The 13,825-nt window shown below is 52.7% G+C and carries 18 protein-coding genes; 6 read left to right on the top strand and 12 right to left on the bottom strand.

What is annotated here, in order from left to right; genetic code table 11:
* Positions 1-23 precede the first annotated feature (23 nt).
* Positions 24-1,121 (top strand): redox-regulated ATPase YchF, encoded by a 1,098-nt coding sequence (ychF, locus tag ESZ91_RS10340; protein WP_129226978.1) that lies wholly within the window; start codon positions 24-26, stop codon positions 1,119-1,121.
* A 59-nt stretch (positions 1,122-1,180) separates the two neighbouring features.
* Here ychF and ESZ91_RS10335 read toward each other — a convergent pair whose 3' ends face one another.
* The 4 genes from ESZ91_RS10335 to ESZ91_RS10320 all read right to left on the bottom strand — a co-directional run bounded on the left by ESZ91_RS10335 (position 1,181) and on the right by ESZ91_RS10320 (position 3,123).
* A complete protein-coding gene (locus ESZ91_RS10335) occupies positions 1,181-1,330 on the bottom strand; it encodes a YjzC family protein (protein ID WP_129226976.1) in 150 nt (49 codons plus the stop codon).
* Between the two features lie 60 nt (positions 1,331-1,390).
* A complete protein-coding gene (locus tag ESZ91_RS10330; RefSeq protein ID WP_129226974.1) occupies positions 1,391-2,167 on the bottom strand; it encodes an undecaprenyl-diphosphate phosphatase in 777 nt (258 codons plus the stop codon).
* 87 nt (positions 2,168-2,254) lie between these two features.
* The gene (locus tag ESZ91_RS10325) at positions 2,255-2,464 is read right to left on the bottom strand and encodes a helix-turn-helix domain-containing protein (RefSeq protein WP_129226972.1); all 210 of its coding nucleotides are present in this window, start codon (positions 2,462-2,464) and stop codon (positions 2,255-2,257) included.
* Positions 2,465-2,622: 158 nt separating this feature from the next.
* A complete protein-coding gene (locus ESZ91_RS10320; RefSeq protein ID WP_129226970.1) occupies positions 2,623-3,123 on the bottom strand; it encodes a shikimate kinase in 501 nt (166 codons plus the stop codon).
* 88 nt (positions 3,124-3,211) lie between these two features.
* Between ESZ91_RS10320 and ESZ91_RS10315 the strand changes: the two genes are divergently transcribed.
* Positions 3,212-4,228, top strand: coding sequence for an A/G-specific adenine glycosylase (locus ESZ91_RS10315; protein ID WP_129226968.1), 1,017 nt, complete (start codon positions 3,212-3,214; stop codon positions 4,226-4,228).
* 41 nt (positions 4,229-4,269) lie between these two features.
* Here ESZ91_RS10315 and ESZ91_RS11670 read toward each other — a convergent pair whose 3' ends face one another.
* The 6 genes from ESZ91_RS11670 to ESZ91_RS10285 all read right to left on the bottom strand — a co-directional run bounded on the left by ESZ91_RS11670 (position 4,270) and on the right by ESZ91_RS10285 (position 10,635).
* A complete protein-coding gene (locus ESZ91_RS11670; protein WP_161971141.1) occupies positions 4,270-6,261 on the bottom strand; it encodes a glycosyltransferase in 1,992 nt (663 codons plus the stop codon).
* Positions 6,262-6,423: 162 nt separating this feature from the next.
* Complete coding sequence (locus ESZ91_RS10305) at positions 6,424-6,846, bottom strand: hypothetical protein (protein WP_129226966.1); 423 nt, start codon at positions 6,844-6,846, stop codon at positions 6,424-6,426.
* A 113-nt stretch (positions 6,847-6,959) separates the two neighbouring features.
* Complete coding sequence (locus ESZ91_RS10300; protein ID WP_129226964.1) at positions 6,960-7,838, bottom strand: ATP-grasp domain-containing protein; 879 nt, start codon at positions 7,836-7,838, stop codon at positions 6,960-6,962.
* A gap of 62 nt (positions 7,839-7,900) precedes the next feature.
* Positions 7,901-9,181 carry a homoserine dehydrogenase gene (locus ESZ91_RS10295; RefSeq protein WP_129226962.1) on the bottom strand — a complete coding sequence of 427 codons (1,281 nt, stop codon included), beginning with the start codon at positions 9,179-9,181 and terminating at the stop codon, positions 7,901-7,903.
* Entirely contained in the window at positions 9,178-9,957 is a 780-nt protein-coding gene (locus ESZ91_RS10290) for a type III pantothenate kinase (protein WP_129226960.1), read from the bottom strand. Before ESZ91_RS10290 ends, ESZ91_RS10295 begins: the two co-directional genes overlap by 4 nt.
* A 24-nt stretch (positions 9,958-9,981) precedes the next feature.
* Positions 9,982-10,635 (bottom strand): ECF transporter S component, encoded by a 654-nt coding sequence (locus tag ESZ91_RS10285; protein WP_161971140.1) that lies wholly within the window; start codon positions 10,633-10,635, stop codon positions 9,982-9,984.
* Positions 10,636-10,968: 333 nt separating this feature from the next.
* Between ESZ91_RS10285 and ESZ91_RS10280 the strand changes: the two genes are divergently transcribed.
* On the top strand, positions 10,969-11,172 hold the full coding sequence (locus tag ESZ91_RS10280; RefSeq protein ID WP_129226956.1) for a chorion class high-cysteine HCB protein 13: 204 nt from the start codon (positions 10,969-10,971) through the stop codon (positions 11,170-11,172).
* Positions 11,173-11,215: 43 nt separating this feature from the next.
* On the opposite strand, the gene ESZ91_RS10275 is transcribed toward ESZ91_RS10280, so the two are convergent.
* Together ESZ91_RS10275 and ESZ91_RS10270 are read right to left on the bottom strand one after the other, a co-directional pair.
* Complete coding sequence (locus tag ESZ91_RS10275; protein WP_129226954.1) at positions 11,216-11,746, bottom strand: NUDIX domain-containing protein; 531 nt, start codon at positions 11,744-11,746, stop codon at positions 11,216-11,218.
* Positions 11,743-12,477: a hypothetical protein gene (locus ESZ91_RS10270; protein ID WP_129226952.1), complete on the bottom strand. Its 735-nt coding sequence runs from the start codon at positions 12,475-12,477 to the stop codon at positions 11,743-11,745. Before ESZ91_RS10270 ends, ESZ91_RS10275 begins: the two co-directional genes overlap by 4 nt.
* A gap of 160 nt (positions 12,478-12,637) precedes the next feature.
* Between ESZ91_RS10270 and ESZ91_RS10265 the strand changes: the two genes are divergently transcribed.
* The 3 genes from ESZ91_RS10265 (at position 12,638) to ESZ91_RS10255 (ending at position 13,803) form a co-directional block, all read left to right on the top strand.
* On the top strand, positions 12,638-12,862 hold the full coding sequence (locus ESZ91_RS10265) for an HPr family phosphocarrier protein (RefSeq protein ID WP_129226950.1): 225 nt from the start codon (positions 12,638-12,640) through the stop codon (positions 12,860-12,862).
* Positions 12,863-12,983: 121 nt separating this feature from the next.
* Positions 12,984-13,508 carry a DUF4364 family protein gene (locus ESZ91_RS10260; RefSeq protein ID WP_129226948.1) on the top strand — a complete coding sequence of 175 codons (525 nt, stop codon included), beginning with the start codon at positions 12,984-12,986 and terminating at the stop codon, positions 13,506-13,508.
* Between the two features lie 16 nt (positions 13,509-13,524).
* On the top strand, positions 13,525-13,803 hold the full coding sequence (locus ESZ91_RS10255; RefSeq protein ID WP_129226946.1) for a TIGR03905 family TSCPD domain-containing protein: 279 nt from the start codon (positions 13,525-13,527) through the stop codon (positions 13,801-13,803).
* The last annotated feature ends 22 nt before the right edge of the window (positions 13,804-13,825 follow it).

Below are 13,825 nucleotides of genomic sequence, written 5' to 3'. Positions count from 1 at the left end.
CAGACAAACCGAGGTGTATTCATATGAAATTAGGCGTAGTGGGACTTCCCAACGTGGGCAAATCCACTCTTTTCAACGCGATCACGCACGCGGGCGCAGAGGCCGCGAATTATCCTTTCTGCACCATCGAGCCCAACGTGGGCGTGGTGGCGGTACCCGACGAGCGGCTCGATAAACTCGCCGCCCTGTACGACAGCAAAAAAATAACCCCCGCGGTCATCGAATTCGTGGACATTGCGGGACTGGTCAAGGGCGCGTCCAGGGGCGAAGGGCTGGGCAATAAATTTTTGTCGCATATCCGCGAAGTGGACGCGATCGTGCACGTGGTGCGCTGTTTTGCGGACGAGAACGTGACGCACGTGGAAAACTCCATCGATCCCATCCGCGACATCGGCACCATCAATCTCGAACTGATCTTATCCGACATCGAATCCGTGCAAAGAAGGCTGGATAAAGCCAAAACTTCCGCCAAAGGCGGCGATAAAAAATATCTCGCGGAAGCGGAATTTCTCTCCCGCATTCTCAGCCATCTCGAAGAGGAAAAGCCCGCGCGCACCCTCGAAATGACCGAGGAAGAGACGGAAATCATGAAAAACCTGTTCCTTCTGACTTCCAAACCCGTCATTTACGCGGCGAACATCGCGGAAAAGGATATGGGCACGGACGAAAACGAACTGCCCATGGTCGCAAAGGTAAAAGAATTCGCAAAGAACGAGGGCTCGGAAGTTCTGGTCATCTGCGCGAAAACGGAAGAAGAACTTTCCCAACTGCCCCCCGACGACGCGCAGATGTTTTTGGAAGATCTCGGACTCAAAGAGAGCGGGCTCAACCGCCTCATCAAAAAGTCGTACGACCTTTTGGGACTCATCAGTTATCTTACGGCGGGCGAAAAGGAAACGCGCGCCTGGACGATCGAAAAAGGCACCAAGGCGCCCCAGGCGGCGGGAAAGATCCATACCGATTTCGAAAAAGGTTTTATCCGCGCCGAAGTCGTGGACTGGCAGATCCTGCTGGAATGCGGCAGTTATACGGCTGCCAAGGAAAAGGGAAAGGTTCGTTCGGAGGGAAAGGATTACGTCATCCGCGACGGCGACACCGTCCTCTTCCGTTTCAACGTATAAAAAAGAGCGGAGTACGTCGTACTCCGCTCTTTTTGTTTTCCCGTAAAATTTACGAAAATTTATACCTGCTCGTAATAGCAGCCGGACTGCTGTGTAGGCGGGAAAGTTTCACCTTCGTTCATATAGAGTTTGCCCATGTCTTCGCCGTTCGGTCCTACGACTTTGTAGGTACCGCTCTTGGGACAATTGTCGCCTGAATGCATCTGCATAAATGAATTCCTCCTTGAATTTTATAGTAACAGTTTGCGCAGGAGATTTAAATTTATGCGTCAGAAAGGAAAAATAATCAAAAGGATCGATAGTACGATCAAATAAATGCAAAACGCCCCGTATTTTCCTTTTTTGATGGCTTTGAGCATGATGCCGATGGCAAACAGTCCGCACAAAAAAGACAGCAGCGTGCCCACCGCCAGTGCGGGAAAACCGATCCCCGCCAGCGACACGCCCCCTTTCGCGCACTTGACGATCTCCACGAGGAGCGCGCCCGCGATGATCGGAACGCTCATCAGAAAGGAGAAATCCGCCGCTTCGTCGCGGCTCGCGCCGCAAAGGACCGCGGCGGAAAGCGTCGTTCCGCTCCTCGATAGCCCGGGTATGACCGCGACCGCCTGCGCAAGCCCCACAACGAGCGCGCGGCGCTTGTCGACGGGGCGGTACAGCGCCGTACGGCGCGTCTTACGTTCGGCGAGCGCCAACAATACTGCGGTCAGCGCGAACGCCACCCACAAAAACTTTCCGCCGAAAAATGCTTTATCCACCAGATCGCCCAAGAGAACCCCGACGAGCGCCGCGGGCACGGTGGCGATCAGAAGCCTTAAAAGATCGGAAAAGGGCGGACGAAACAGCGCGAGCAGTTTTTTGAAATAGACCGCGATGACGGCGACGAGCGTCCCCGCGTGCAGTACGATCCCCAAAAACATATCCGCGCCGCCCGTACTCACCCCTAAAAGCCGCTCGAACAGCAGAATGTGTCCGCTGGAAGAAACGGGCAAGAATTCGGTGAGTCCCTGCACGATGCCCAATACCGCCGCTTTCCAGATCTCCATAAAGCCCCCTTGTCCGAAGAAAATCACTTTATATATATGAAACGGGGGGCGCGCATATGCGCGCCCCCCGCCGAATGTTCCGAATTATCAATAATTTTTGCGTCCGATGAGAAAATCGATGTCCACGTCGAAAAAGTCCGCCAACAGCCAGAGGCTCTTGATACTCGGCTCCTTTTTCTGTGAGAGCCATTCGCTCACGTTGCTCTGGCGCATGCCTATGGCCTTTGCCAGAGCGTACTGCGTGACGCCCGACTCCTTCATCAATTCTTTCAGCCGCTCCGCAACCAAGATTTTCAAAACGCATCCCCTTTTTTATTGACATTATATCTCAATGGTGATATAATTATTCAAAATATCTCCTTAGAGATATACAAAAGAAGACAAACGGGAACGATGCGTTTCGGTATGGGTAAAAAAAGCGGGGATCCGGAAACTTCCGGATCCCCGCTTTTTATTCAGAGCCCGACCGCCGCAGCGATGGCACGGACAGTCTCTTCCAGTCCCAACCCGTCACACGCGACTGTCGCGTCCGCATATTTTTCGTATAGGGGCGCGCGCTCGGCGTACAGTTCCGCGAGCGTTTCGCCCTGCCGCCGCATGACGACGCCGCGCCGCGCGATATTTTTCAGACGCCTTTCTACTTCGGCAAGGCTGAGTTCGAGATAGACGACGGTGCCCAGTTCTTTCAAATGTTTCATCGCACGTTCGCCGTAGACGACGCTGCCGCCCGTGGCGACGACGCAACGCTCCGCCCACAGAGCCCCGTTGACGTTCTCTTCGATTTCGATGAACTTTTCCGCGCCCTCGCGTTCGATGATCTCGCAGAGAAGGCGCTTTTGTTGGTTCTGTATCAGAAGATCGCTGTCGATAAATCCGTAGCCGACGGTTTTGGCGAGAAGGACGCCCGCCGTGCTCTTGCCCGACGCGGGCATTCCGATCAAAATAATGTTTTTCATAACAAAAAAATTATAGCGCAATCTGCGGAAAAAGTCAACCGCCCGCGAAAAACGTGCAAAACCGCGCGAGGTATGGTATAATGAAAGCATGAACAGACAAGAGATCCTGCAAAAACTGCCCGCGCTGCTTTTGCCATGGTACGATGTAAACAAGCGCGACCTTCCCTGGCGCAAAAATACCGACGCATACCGCGTGTGGGTTTCGGAGATCATGCTGCAACAGACGCGCGTGGAGGCGGTCAAGGAACATTACGAGCGGTTTATGCGCGAACTGCCCACCGTGCAGGCGCTCGCAGCGTGCACGGAAGAAAAACTTTTGAAGTTGTGGGAAGGGCTGGGCTATTACAGCCGTGCCCGCAATCTGCACAGCGCGGCGAAAGAGATCGCCGCGCTCGGGGAGTTTCCGTCCGATCACGAAAAGATACGCAAACTCAAAGGCGTGGGCGCGTATACGGCGGGCGCGATCGCCTCGATCGCCTTCGAACAGCCCACGCCCGCAGTGGACGGAAACGTGATCCGCGTGCTTTCCCGACTCTTGGCGGACGAGCGCGGACAAGACGTTTTAAAAGACGTTTTCGAAAAGGAACTCGCGCCCGCCTACCCTCCCGCGCGCAGGGGCGACTTTACGCAAAGCCTGATGGAACTGGGCGCGACGATCTGCCTGCCCTCTTCGCCCCGCTGTATGCTCTGCCCGCTCTTTTCGCTCTGCGGTACGCGCGGGGACGCGCTGCCCGTCAGAAAGCGCAAAGCGGAGCGCAAAAAGACGGAAATGACCGTGTTCGTCTTTTCGGGCGAAAACGGCGCGGGGCTTTTCAAGCGAACAGACGGCGTTTTGAAGGGACTTTGGCAATTCTATAACGTGACGCGGTTTCTCGGCGCCGACGAGGCGCGCGGACACTTGCTATCGCTGGGGCTGAAAGAGTTTTCGCTCTCGCCCGCGCCCGTTTCACACAAACACGTTTTTACCCACCTCGAATGGGATATGCGCGCCTACGCCGTGCAGACGGAAGAAGTCCTTCCTTTCCTGACTTATTTCCCGAAAAGCGAAATCGTAGAAAAAATTTCCGTTCCGTCCGCCTTTCAATGGTGCATCGAACTGATATAAAAAGGAACGCCGCATGCGGCGTTCCTTTTGTATTTATCGGATTATTCGGTCTGCGTCGCCTCTATCTCCTCTTCGAAAGAGGAAACGGGTGCGCTCTCTTCTTTTTTCACGTTTTTGGCGGAAGGCTCCTTTTTTTTCTTGATCTTGCGCCGTTCCCCTTCGGGCATCTTTTTGTTTTCCCAATAATTCACGCTCTTGCCGCCGTTGGATCCGGCGTACAGTTTTTCCATCGCCGCGACGGTGCGCTGCATCAGATCCACTTCCTGTTCCTTGGAAAAGAGCATATAATCGGGATAGATAGGCTCGCCGATGGTGATGGTCGCGCACGGTTTTTTAGGCAGAAACAAGCGGTACAGACCGCGGCGTTTGCGCCAACTCATCACGACGGGAAGAATGGGAACCTGCGCCTCGCGCGCGATCATGAACGCGCCGCGGCTGAAATCGCGCAGTCCCGCATAATAGTTGACGAGTTCCCCTTCTGCATACACGTGCAATAAACGTTTTTTCTTGACAAGTTCTTTGACTTCCTGTAAAAAGATGGGCATTTCGGAAACCTTGTCCGCCACGGGGATCACGCCCACGAAGTGCAGGATCCCGCCCGCCACAGGGATATGGAAATTGCTTTTCAGCGACGTGAAATGCACCTTTCTCGGGAACATTGCCAACGCGTTCATCGTGCAATCGAGCGTATGAACGTGGTTGGACACAGAGATCGCGCCCTTCTTTTTGAGTTTTTTCAGATTTTTGCGGCCGCTTATTTTCAGTCCGTACACGAGTTTGTTATAGACGAAAAGCAGCGGAATGGCGATCCCGTAATAGAAAAGCGAAGAAAAGAAATTTGCGATCTTCGAGCGTTTGCCGAAAAATTTGCGCATTTTCTTGTGCTCTTTGCCTTCCACGCGCTTTTTGTTCTTGTGCGTTTTGATCGCCTCGGTAAACATTTCTTCCGCGCGTTCGACCGAATAATCCAGACGATAGCGGCTGCCGTGGTCGGCGTATTTCTCCCCCATGCGGCGGCGCTCTTCTTCGTGTTCGATCCAGTAGTCGATCTTGGCGGCGAGGTCTTTTTCCGAACCCGCCTTGAAAAGCGAACGTTCGTCGAGCGCGAACTGCGGCGTCGCAGATTTTTTGGAATCGGCGATGACGGGCACCAGCCCGCAACTGAACGCCTCGATACAGGCGATCGCCTCGATCTCGATATCCGCGGCGTGTACGTACAGATCGGAAGAATGAATGACTTCGATCAGTTCTTTCTCGGGATAAAACCCGAACGTGACGGGATTTTTCAGATATTTTTTGCCCAGCCGTTCGAGTTTTTTGCGCTTGGGCCCCTTGCCCGCGAGCGTCAAGCGGATCTTGTCCGCATATTTGGAACGGGCGATGGCGCGGATGAGAACGTCCTGCCGTTTTTCGGTAGCGTAGCGCCCGATCATGAGGATATCGAAAAACTCCTTAGGCTCGGTGCGCGGCGTTTCGGGCGGACGGAAATCAGCCGCCACGCCGTTGGAAATGACGTGCAGTTTCGCCTTGTATTTATGTTTCCTGAGTTGGTCGGCAATGAAGACCGACGGGCAATGGATATGGTCGAAATACTTGTAAAATTTGCGGCGGAACCAGGAATAGATCCATCTGGGGACAAGCCTGCTGCGCTTTAAGCCGCAATTATAAGTAATGTTTTCGGGTTGCAGATGAAAGGCGGCCGTACAGGGAATACCCATTTCTTTTGCGATCTTCCTGCCCTTTTTTTCCAACTGAAAGGGAAGATAAAAGTGGACGACGTCCGCGCCCTCGAAGGCTTCGCGGAAGACCGATTCCACGGGCTTGCCGAAACGGATCTGCTGTTTTGACGCAACTTTTGTGGCGATGGGTAAGATACGCTCGGGGACCTCGTATTCGCCCTCTCCGCGCGCGCCCGTTGCCACGACGCGCACCGTATGACCTCTGCGCTTGAATTCTTCCACGAAACGGTAAGCCGTCATTACCGTGCCGTTCGTCAACTGGTCATATATATCTATCACTACGACGATGTTCATAAAACCCTTCTCAAGTTAATCAATAAGTATAAGCATACGTTACACTTTCCTTAATTATAACCTTTTTTTATGACTTTGTCAATGTTCGCCAACACCTTCTTCAACATTTGACGAGGAAAACAAAAAAAGGCGGGGCAAAAATTGCCCCGCCCGAAGTTCCCGTCAATTGTTGCAAGGATTGCAGCCGTTGCAGGGATTGCAACTGACGTTCACGCAGCCGTTCAACGCGTACTGACGGTTGTAATATTCGGCGTCGTTGCAGACGTTGCAGCCGCGGTTGCCCGCGCATCTGCCATAGCCGCATCTGCATTCGCAGACGCATTTGCAGCATCTGTTGCAGCCGCCCGAACGGGGCTGGTTGCAACCGCATCCGCAGCCGTCGCCCGCGCGTCCCTGATTGCAGCCACAGCCGCAGCCGCCCGAACGGGGCTGGTTGCAGCCGCAACCGCAGCCGTCGCCGGAAATACGCAGCGACGCGGTGTCAAAACCGTTGCCGCAACCGCAGCCGTCGTTCCGGTCGCAACCGCACCCTCTCGAACAGCAATTGCTCGCACAGCCGAACAGTAACAGATAGATCAATCCCATTTTAAAAATTCCCCTTTTGTGTAATCGGAGGCACCCGCCTCTCTATTATACTATGCCGCGCGTTCCGGATTTGCACCCTCGGCGCACCCGCGCGGCGCGGGAAATTTTTCCGTTCAGTTCTTTTTCATTTCGCGCGCGATATGCGCGGCGTAGGCACCCGCTATATTGACGCCCGTCACCTTTTCCGCCTCGTTGAAAAAAGCATTGGAATTCACTTCGCAGACGATCGGTCTGCCGTCCTCCCCCTCCAACAAATCGATGCCGCAGTAATCGAGCGACAAAAGTCGCGCCGCCCTTTCGGAAATTTCGCGGTACGACTTTGTGATCTCGGCGGGATAGCCGCGCCCGCCGAGTTCGATGTTGGAACGGAAATCGCCGTCGTTGCGGCGGCGCATGGCTGCGACGGCCTTGCCGCCGATGACGAGAACGCGCGTATCTTCCCCGCGCTTTGCGGCGATATATTTCTGATACAGGTGGGGAAAAAGTTTATATTCCTCCGCGATCTTTGTAAGTTCCGCAAAATTTTGTATGAGGTTGACGTCCATCCCCCACGAGCCGAAACTCTTTTTAACGACGAGGGGATAGCCCAGTCGCTCTTCCACGACGCGGCAGTATTCCTCTCGCACGCGCGCGTCGGGATAATAACAGAGGGGCGCGGGTAGCGTATCAGGGATCTCCACGCCGCCGTTTGCCAGGGCGATATAGGTGAGCATTTTGTCGTCGCACACCTCCACGCCATCGGCGCTGTTGAAGAGCCTCACGCCTTCCTTTTCCCAAAGGCGCGAAAGATATTTGTCCTTATCGAGATAGACCACGAAATCGGGTTTTTGCGCGAGACGGACGCGGGAAGAAAAAATATCCGCGTCGAAAGCGCCGTTCAGTCGCATTTCCGTCTGCACGCCGAGCGCGTTCAATTCTTCGGCAATGCGCGACGCCTGCCTGTTTGCGCCTGCGGACTTCGTATAGGCGTTGAGCAAAACGATTCCCTTCATATGACTCCTTTCAAGAAAAAGACCGCAAAGCGAAATCTTTGCGGTCTTACGTTTTTTTACGATCAGTCCTCGACGCGGATGACGCTGTTCACTTCTACGACGTCTTCGAGCGCGCGTATCTTTTCCACCGCGCGGCGCAGCGACATTTCGCCCGTTTCGTGCGTGACGAGAATGATGGGCACGTTGTCCTGTTCTTCGCCCTTTTGTATGAGATCTACGATACTGATATTGAATTTCGCGAAGATACCCGCGACTTTTGCGAGCACGCCCGCCTTATCACGCGCGGTAAAGCGGATATAATAGCGCGAACGGAAGTCGTTGACAAAGCGCACGCCCTTTTCCGCGCCCGCGGAATTCTTGAACGTAGAATATTTTACGTCCGAATGCGTGGCGGCGTAAATGACGTCGGAAACGATGGCGCTGCCCGTAGGCATATCGCCCGCGCCCCTGCCGTAGAGCATGATGTCGCCCACGCTGTCGCCCTGCAGATAGACGGCGTTAAAGGAACCGTTGACGGAGGCGAGCGGGTGCTTGTTCTTGACGAACGCGGGATGCACGCGCGCCTCGATGCCCTCCTCCCCGTTTTTGCCGATGGCGAGAAGTTTTAAAGTATATCCCAACTCCGCACCGTATTTGATATCCTTGCGGTCGACGGAAGTGATCCCTTCACGGTAAATTTTATCGAGCGGCACTTTTTTATGAAAGGCAAGGCTGGACAAAATTGAGAGTTTATAGGCGGCGTCGTATCCTTCCACGTCCGCGGCGGGATTTGCCTCGGCATAGCCGAGCGCCTGCGCGTCCTTCAAAACTTCCTGATAACCGAGCCCTTCCTTCGCCATGCGCGTGAGGATGTAGTTGGTCGTGCCGTTGATGATGCCTTTGAGCGTGCGGATATGGTTCGCCTGCATCCCGTCGATGAGCGTGCGGATAATGGGCACGCCGCCCACGCAACTCGCCTCGAAATAAAGCCCCGCGTTGGTGCGCTTTGCGGCGCGTTCCAACTCGTGCCAGTATTTGCAAAACAGTTCCTTGTTGGAAGTCACCACGCTCTTGCCGCTGTGCAGCGCCGCCAGAACGAAAGTGCGCGCGGGTTCTACCCCGCCGATGACTTCCACGACGATATCCACGTTGGGATTGCTGACGACTTCCGCGATATTGTCGGAAATGCGGCTCTCTTCGATGCCCAGCGCGAGCGCCTTTTGTTTGTTGATCTCCAAAACGCTCTCGACGCTGATATCCACGTCCTGCGTCTCTTTATAAAATTCTCTGTGGTCGCGCAGTATTTTATACGTGCCGCTCCCCACGACTCCCAATCCCAGTATCGCAACGCCTACGCTTTTCATCTCTTACCCTCCGTATTTAAGTCGTATAAGTATTTCAAGCCCTGTAAAGTGAGCAGTTTATCCACATGGTCGATGCAGGAAATTTCCGACGCGATAATCTCGCTGAATCCCCCCGTCGCCACGACCTGCATATCGGGGCACTTCATTTCTCTTTTGATCTTCCGCACGATATAATCCACCAACCCCGCGAACCCGAATACGATGCCCGCCTGCATGTTGGTCGTCGTATTCTTACCGATGACGCTCTTGGGGATCTCGATCTCCACGCGCGGCAGTTTCGCCGTGCTGTTGACGAGAGAATCCATCGAGCCGCGGATCCCCGGGGCGATGACGCCGCCGATGAACTCGCGGTTTTCGTTGATGATGTTGAACGTCGTAGCAGTGCCGAAATCGATGACCACCACGGGAGCGCCGTACTTTCTGATGGCGGCGACGTCGTTGACGATGCGGTCGGCGCCGACTTCCCGCGCGTTGTCCACGCGGAGATTGTGTTCGGTTTTCGTTCCGGGCCCCACCAGAATGGGGTCTATGTCCAGATATCCCGAACACATATGCGATATCGTGTAGTTGAGCGAGGGAATCACGGACGATACGATGGCGCCGTGGATCTGTTCGGCGCGGATCCCTTTGACCGCCAACATATCGACAAGTTTGGTGCCGTATTCGTCCGACGTGCGTTTCAGATCCGTCGCAACGCGGAAACTGACCGCCAGCTTGTCCCCGTCGAATATACCGTATTTTATGTTCGTGTTACCCACGTCTATACATAATATCATAAAATAACCTGCCCGAAATTATTTTTATCCGATTTTGCGCGGTTCGGAAAGCGGATTTTCATCCGTATCCTCCGCCGCGGGCGATTTTATAAACAGTCCGCTCACACGGTAAAGTGCGGGCGCGGCAACCAGATTGAGGCCGAGTTCGACCAAAAAGTTGATCCCTGCGCAGCCGATGATCAGAAAATACACGACGCTCGCGGTATTTCCGACCGACTGCATGAATCCCGCGATCGTGCCGCTCATCATCAGTCCGCCCAAAATGAACAGCCCCGTATTCACGACGGGCGCGACGATCGCCGCGGTAAACACCGCCGCGTACTGATTTTTCTTTACGATGAGCCGATACGCGTAACTTGCAGCCAGCCCCGCCGCGATCGCTTTGACAAAGCAGAGGACCGTCGTGAAGACAGGTTGCTGCGAAAAGAGATAAAAGGTGAACACGTCGTTGCCGACGACGCCGTTGATCAGCGTGACCAGTCCGAACGCGAAGCCGAGAATCAGCCCTGCAAGCGGGCCGAGCATGACGGCGCCCAGAACGATGGGCACGAGCGTGAGCGTAAAGTTCACGGGGCCGATCTTGATATAGCCGCCGAAGATCTGCAATACGATGACGAGTGCCAGCAAGACCGCCAGAAAGGTGATGTTGCGGGATGTGAAAAAAGCCTTCTTTTTCATGATGACCTCCATCAGATTTCCCGAAACGGGAATATCTGTGAAAAAAAAATAAATTTATGCATTTGCAAGGTCAAACCGCACGAACGTATTTGCCTTGTGCATATCCTGTTAAAAGTACCTACAATTATAACAAAAACGCGGCGTGATAGCAAGTGAATTGACTTTATAAATTTTTCAGCCACTCTTATTTTACGCGAAATCCGCACAATTATTTTTCCTGTAACATTTTTCTTTGCCGCGCCATACATATGAGTATAAGATATTTACGGCGCGGTACACCTTATAACCTACATACCGCCGCGGCGTAAATGAATACAGGAGGAAAAAATATTTATGAACTGTTTCGGACCTTGCGGCGATAACACTTGCCTTTGGATTCTCATTATCTTACTCATCATCTGCTGCTGCGGCACCTCTTTCATCGAAAATATCTGCAACAGCTGCTATTTGCCCGTGATCCTCGCGCTCTTGTATTGCGTATGCAAGAAAGGCGGACTGTCTCATCTCTTCGGGGGATGCGGCTGCGGTTGCAAATAAGCCGTAAACATAAAACTGCCACGGTTTCGCCGTGGCAGTTTTTTTATTTGCCGCTCAAAAGATAACCCTGCACGCCGACGATCGTCTTCGCGTCGCGTATCTCTCCTCTCGCGATCATCTCCCGCACCTCTTCCACGGGCACGAAATAAGAATTGAGAAATTCATCCTCGTCCAGATGCACGGCGCCCGCCCTTGCGCGCACGGCGCGGTAGATATAAATTTTTTCGTTGGTGTAGCCGGGCGAGGGATACATGACCTGCATGAGGGAAAGTTCTTCGGGAATATACCCCGTTTCCTCTTCCAACTCCCGCCGCGCGGTATTTTCGGGATCTTCGCCCGCGTTGAGTTTGCCCGCAGGCAGTTCCCAAAGTTCTTCCCCGTAAGGATAGCGGAACTGACGCACCAATAAAATTTTGTTATCTTTTACGAACAGCACGCACGAACCGCCGCCGTGCTCCACATATTCGCGGGTGCAAAGTTTGCCGTTCGGCAGCGACGCCTCGTCGCAGTGCAGTTTGACGATTTTTCCGTTGTAAACGACGTTGCTTTTGACGCAGGTTTCGGAAAAACTCATAGTTCGCTCTCCTTGATCTTTTCATATTCCGCCAACAGCGTATCCGTGAACGCGCTCGTAAAACCCGTAGACGCGATAAAATACCGATAGCCCGCCAGAAGCCCGCAAAAAGCCTTTCCGTCCTTTTGCGAAGCGATCGCGAGGGCGTTCAAGATCATCATGCCGTCCACTTTCGAACTGTCCGGCAGAGCCGAATGAAATAACTGTTCCCGCTCGGAAAGCACCGCGTCGGTGACATCCTCGTTTTTTTTATGCGGCGGGCGGTCCTTCGGTTCCGCTTCCGCGATCTTTTTCAGGCGCGATTCCTTGAACATCTGTTTGATCAGATTTTTAAAGGGTTTGACGACCTGATTGGAAAAGGCGTAAAAACTCTCGTAATAACTGCCGTCCTCGTAAAAATATTCCTGTAAAAATTCGCCGAGGTCGAAGGTCTTATTGTCGAAATCGACGAGAAGGCAAAAAATAAAGGCGAGTTTTTCGGCAGGATCTGCGGGAAAAAGAAGTTTCCGCTTGTTTACGCTGCCCTCGGGCGCGTAATTCATGTACTTGCGCTGCGCCGCCGCGTAATCGAAATCCTTTGTGATCTCCCTGAAAAAGGCGTACAAAAGATCCGAGGTCGCGATCGATTTCAACAGTTCGCTGATCTTCGTATCCGCGATGATGAATTTGGAGCGCATCACGTCGTCGCATTTTTCCAAAAACACATCGATCTGCTGTCGTTCTAAATCCATGTTAAACTCCTTTTTCCGTGCACATTTTATACCTTTTCCCGAATCGATTATCATTATATCACAAATTTTCATTTTTATTAAGTTATTTTCGGAAATTATCTTGATTTTCACGGAAATTTTATGTATAATAGAACCAATTCAAAAACGGAGGTTCATTTCAATGAAATCGGTTAAAATTTCTCTCCAAATGGCGCAGAACGTGAAAGAATTCGTGAAGATCGTGCAGGACTATCCTTACGAAATCGATTTGAAGAGCGACAAGTATGTTGTCGACGCCAAGTCCATCCTCGGTATTTTCAGCCTTGACCTTTCCAAGCCTTTGGTTGTGGAAATTCATGCGGATGACTGCCAGGATCTCATCGACGAACTCAAAAAGTTCGCGTAAAGTTCTTATTTAGCACAAGATACGGACAAATCCGCTTTTGGCATCTGAAAGCGGATTTTTTGTCCGCCGTTCGGGGCGGAAAGTCCCTCATTACGTTTTTTACGGCAAAGGAGCCGATTCCATGCAGATTCAAGGCGAAACGTCCATCAACAAATTAATACTCCTTTTCGTCTTCGACAAAATGGAAAGCGCCCTTTCGGAAAGGACTCTGGTGGATATGTGCGCCACCAGCAACGACTGGATCAACTATATGGATTGCGTCATGATGATATCCCAACTTCTCGAAGACGGGTTCATCTGCACGGTCGAGACCAACGACGATACGCTATACACCATCACTCCCGACGGAAGAAGTTGCCTTGCGAATTTCTATATCAACATTCCCAAGAGCGTGCGCGAAGAGATCGCCGTGTTCGTAAAGAACAACAGCGCCAAATACCGCAACCGTCAGGAATGCAAATCCGATTACTACCAGAATAAAGACGGCACGTACACCGTGTTTTTACGGATATTAGCGCCGGCGCAGCCCATGCTGGAACTGAAATTCGTCGTGCCCGACCGGAAAACAGCGCAGAACATCTATAAAAAATGGGAATTGAAGGCCGCAGACGTCTATGCGGTGATCTATGAAAATTTAGTAGATTAAAATACGAGGGTATCAAATGTTTACGTACAACACAAAAGGAACCTGCTCGCGCCAGATCATTTTCGACGTGGACGGGGAAAACAAAATTCACAACGTCAAATTCATCGGCGGTTGCAGCGGCAACCTGCAAGGCATTTCCAAACTCGTGGAAGGAAAGAGTATCGACGAGGTCGAAACTTCTCTCCGCGGCATTAAATGCAGGGCGAATACGTCCTGTCCCGACCAACTCGCGGAGGCGATCCGCCTGTACAAAGCGAGAGCCCTTCGCAAAGAAAGCGAAGAAATGGGATTTTAACTGAATCTGAAAAAACGCGGCG

This window comes from Candidatus Borkfalkia ceftriaxoniphila (genome assembly GCF_004134775.1).
Classification (GTDB): Bacteria; Bacillota; Clostridia; order Christensenellales; family Borkfalkiaceae; genus Borkfalkia; species Borkfalkia ceftriaxoniphila.
The sequence above is the reverse complement of the archived record's forward strand: the minus strand, read 5'-3'. Positions and strand labels throughout refer to the sequence as shown.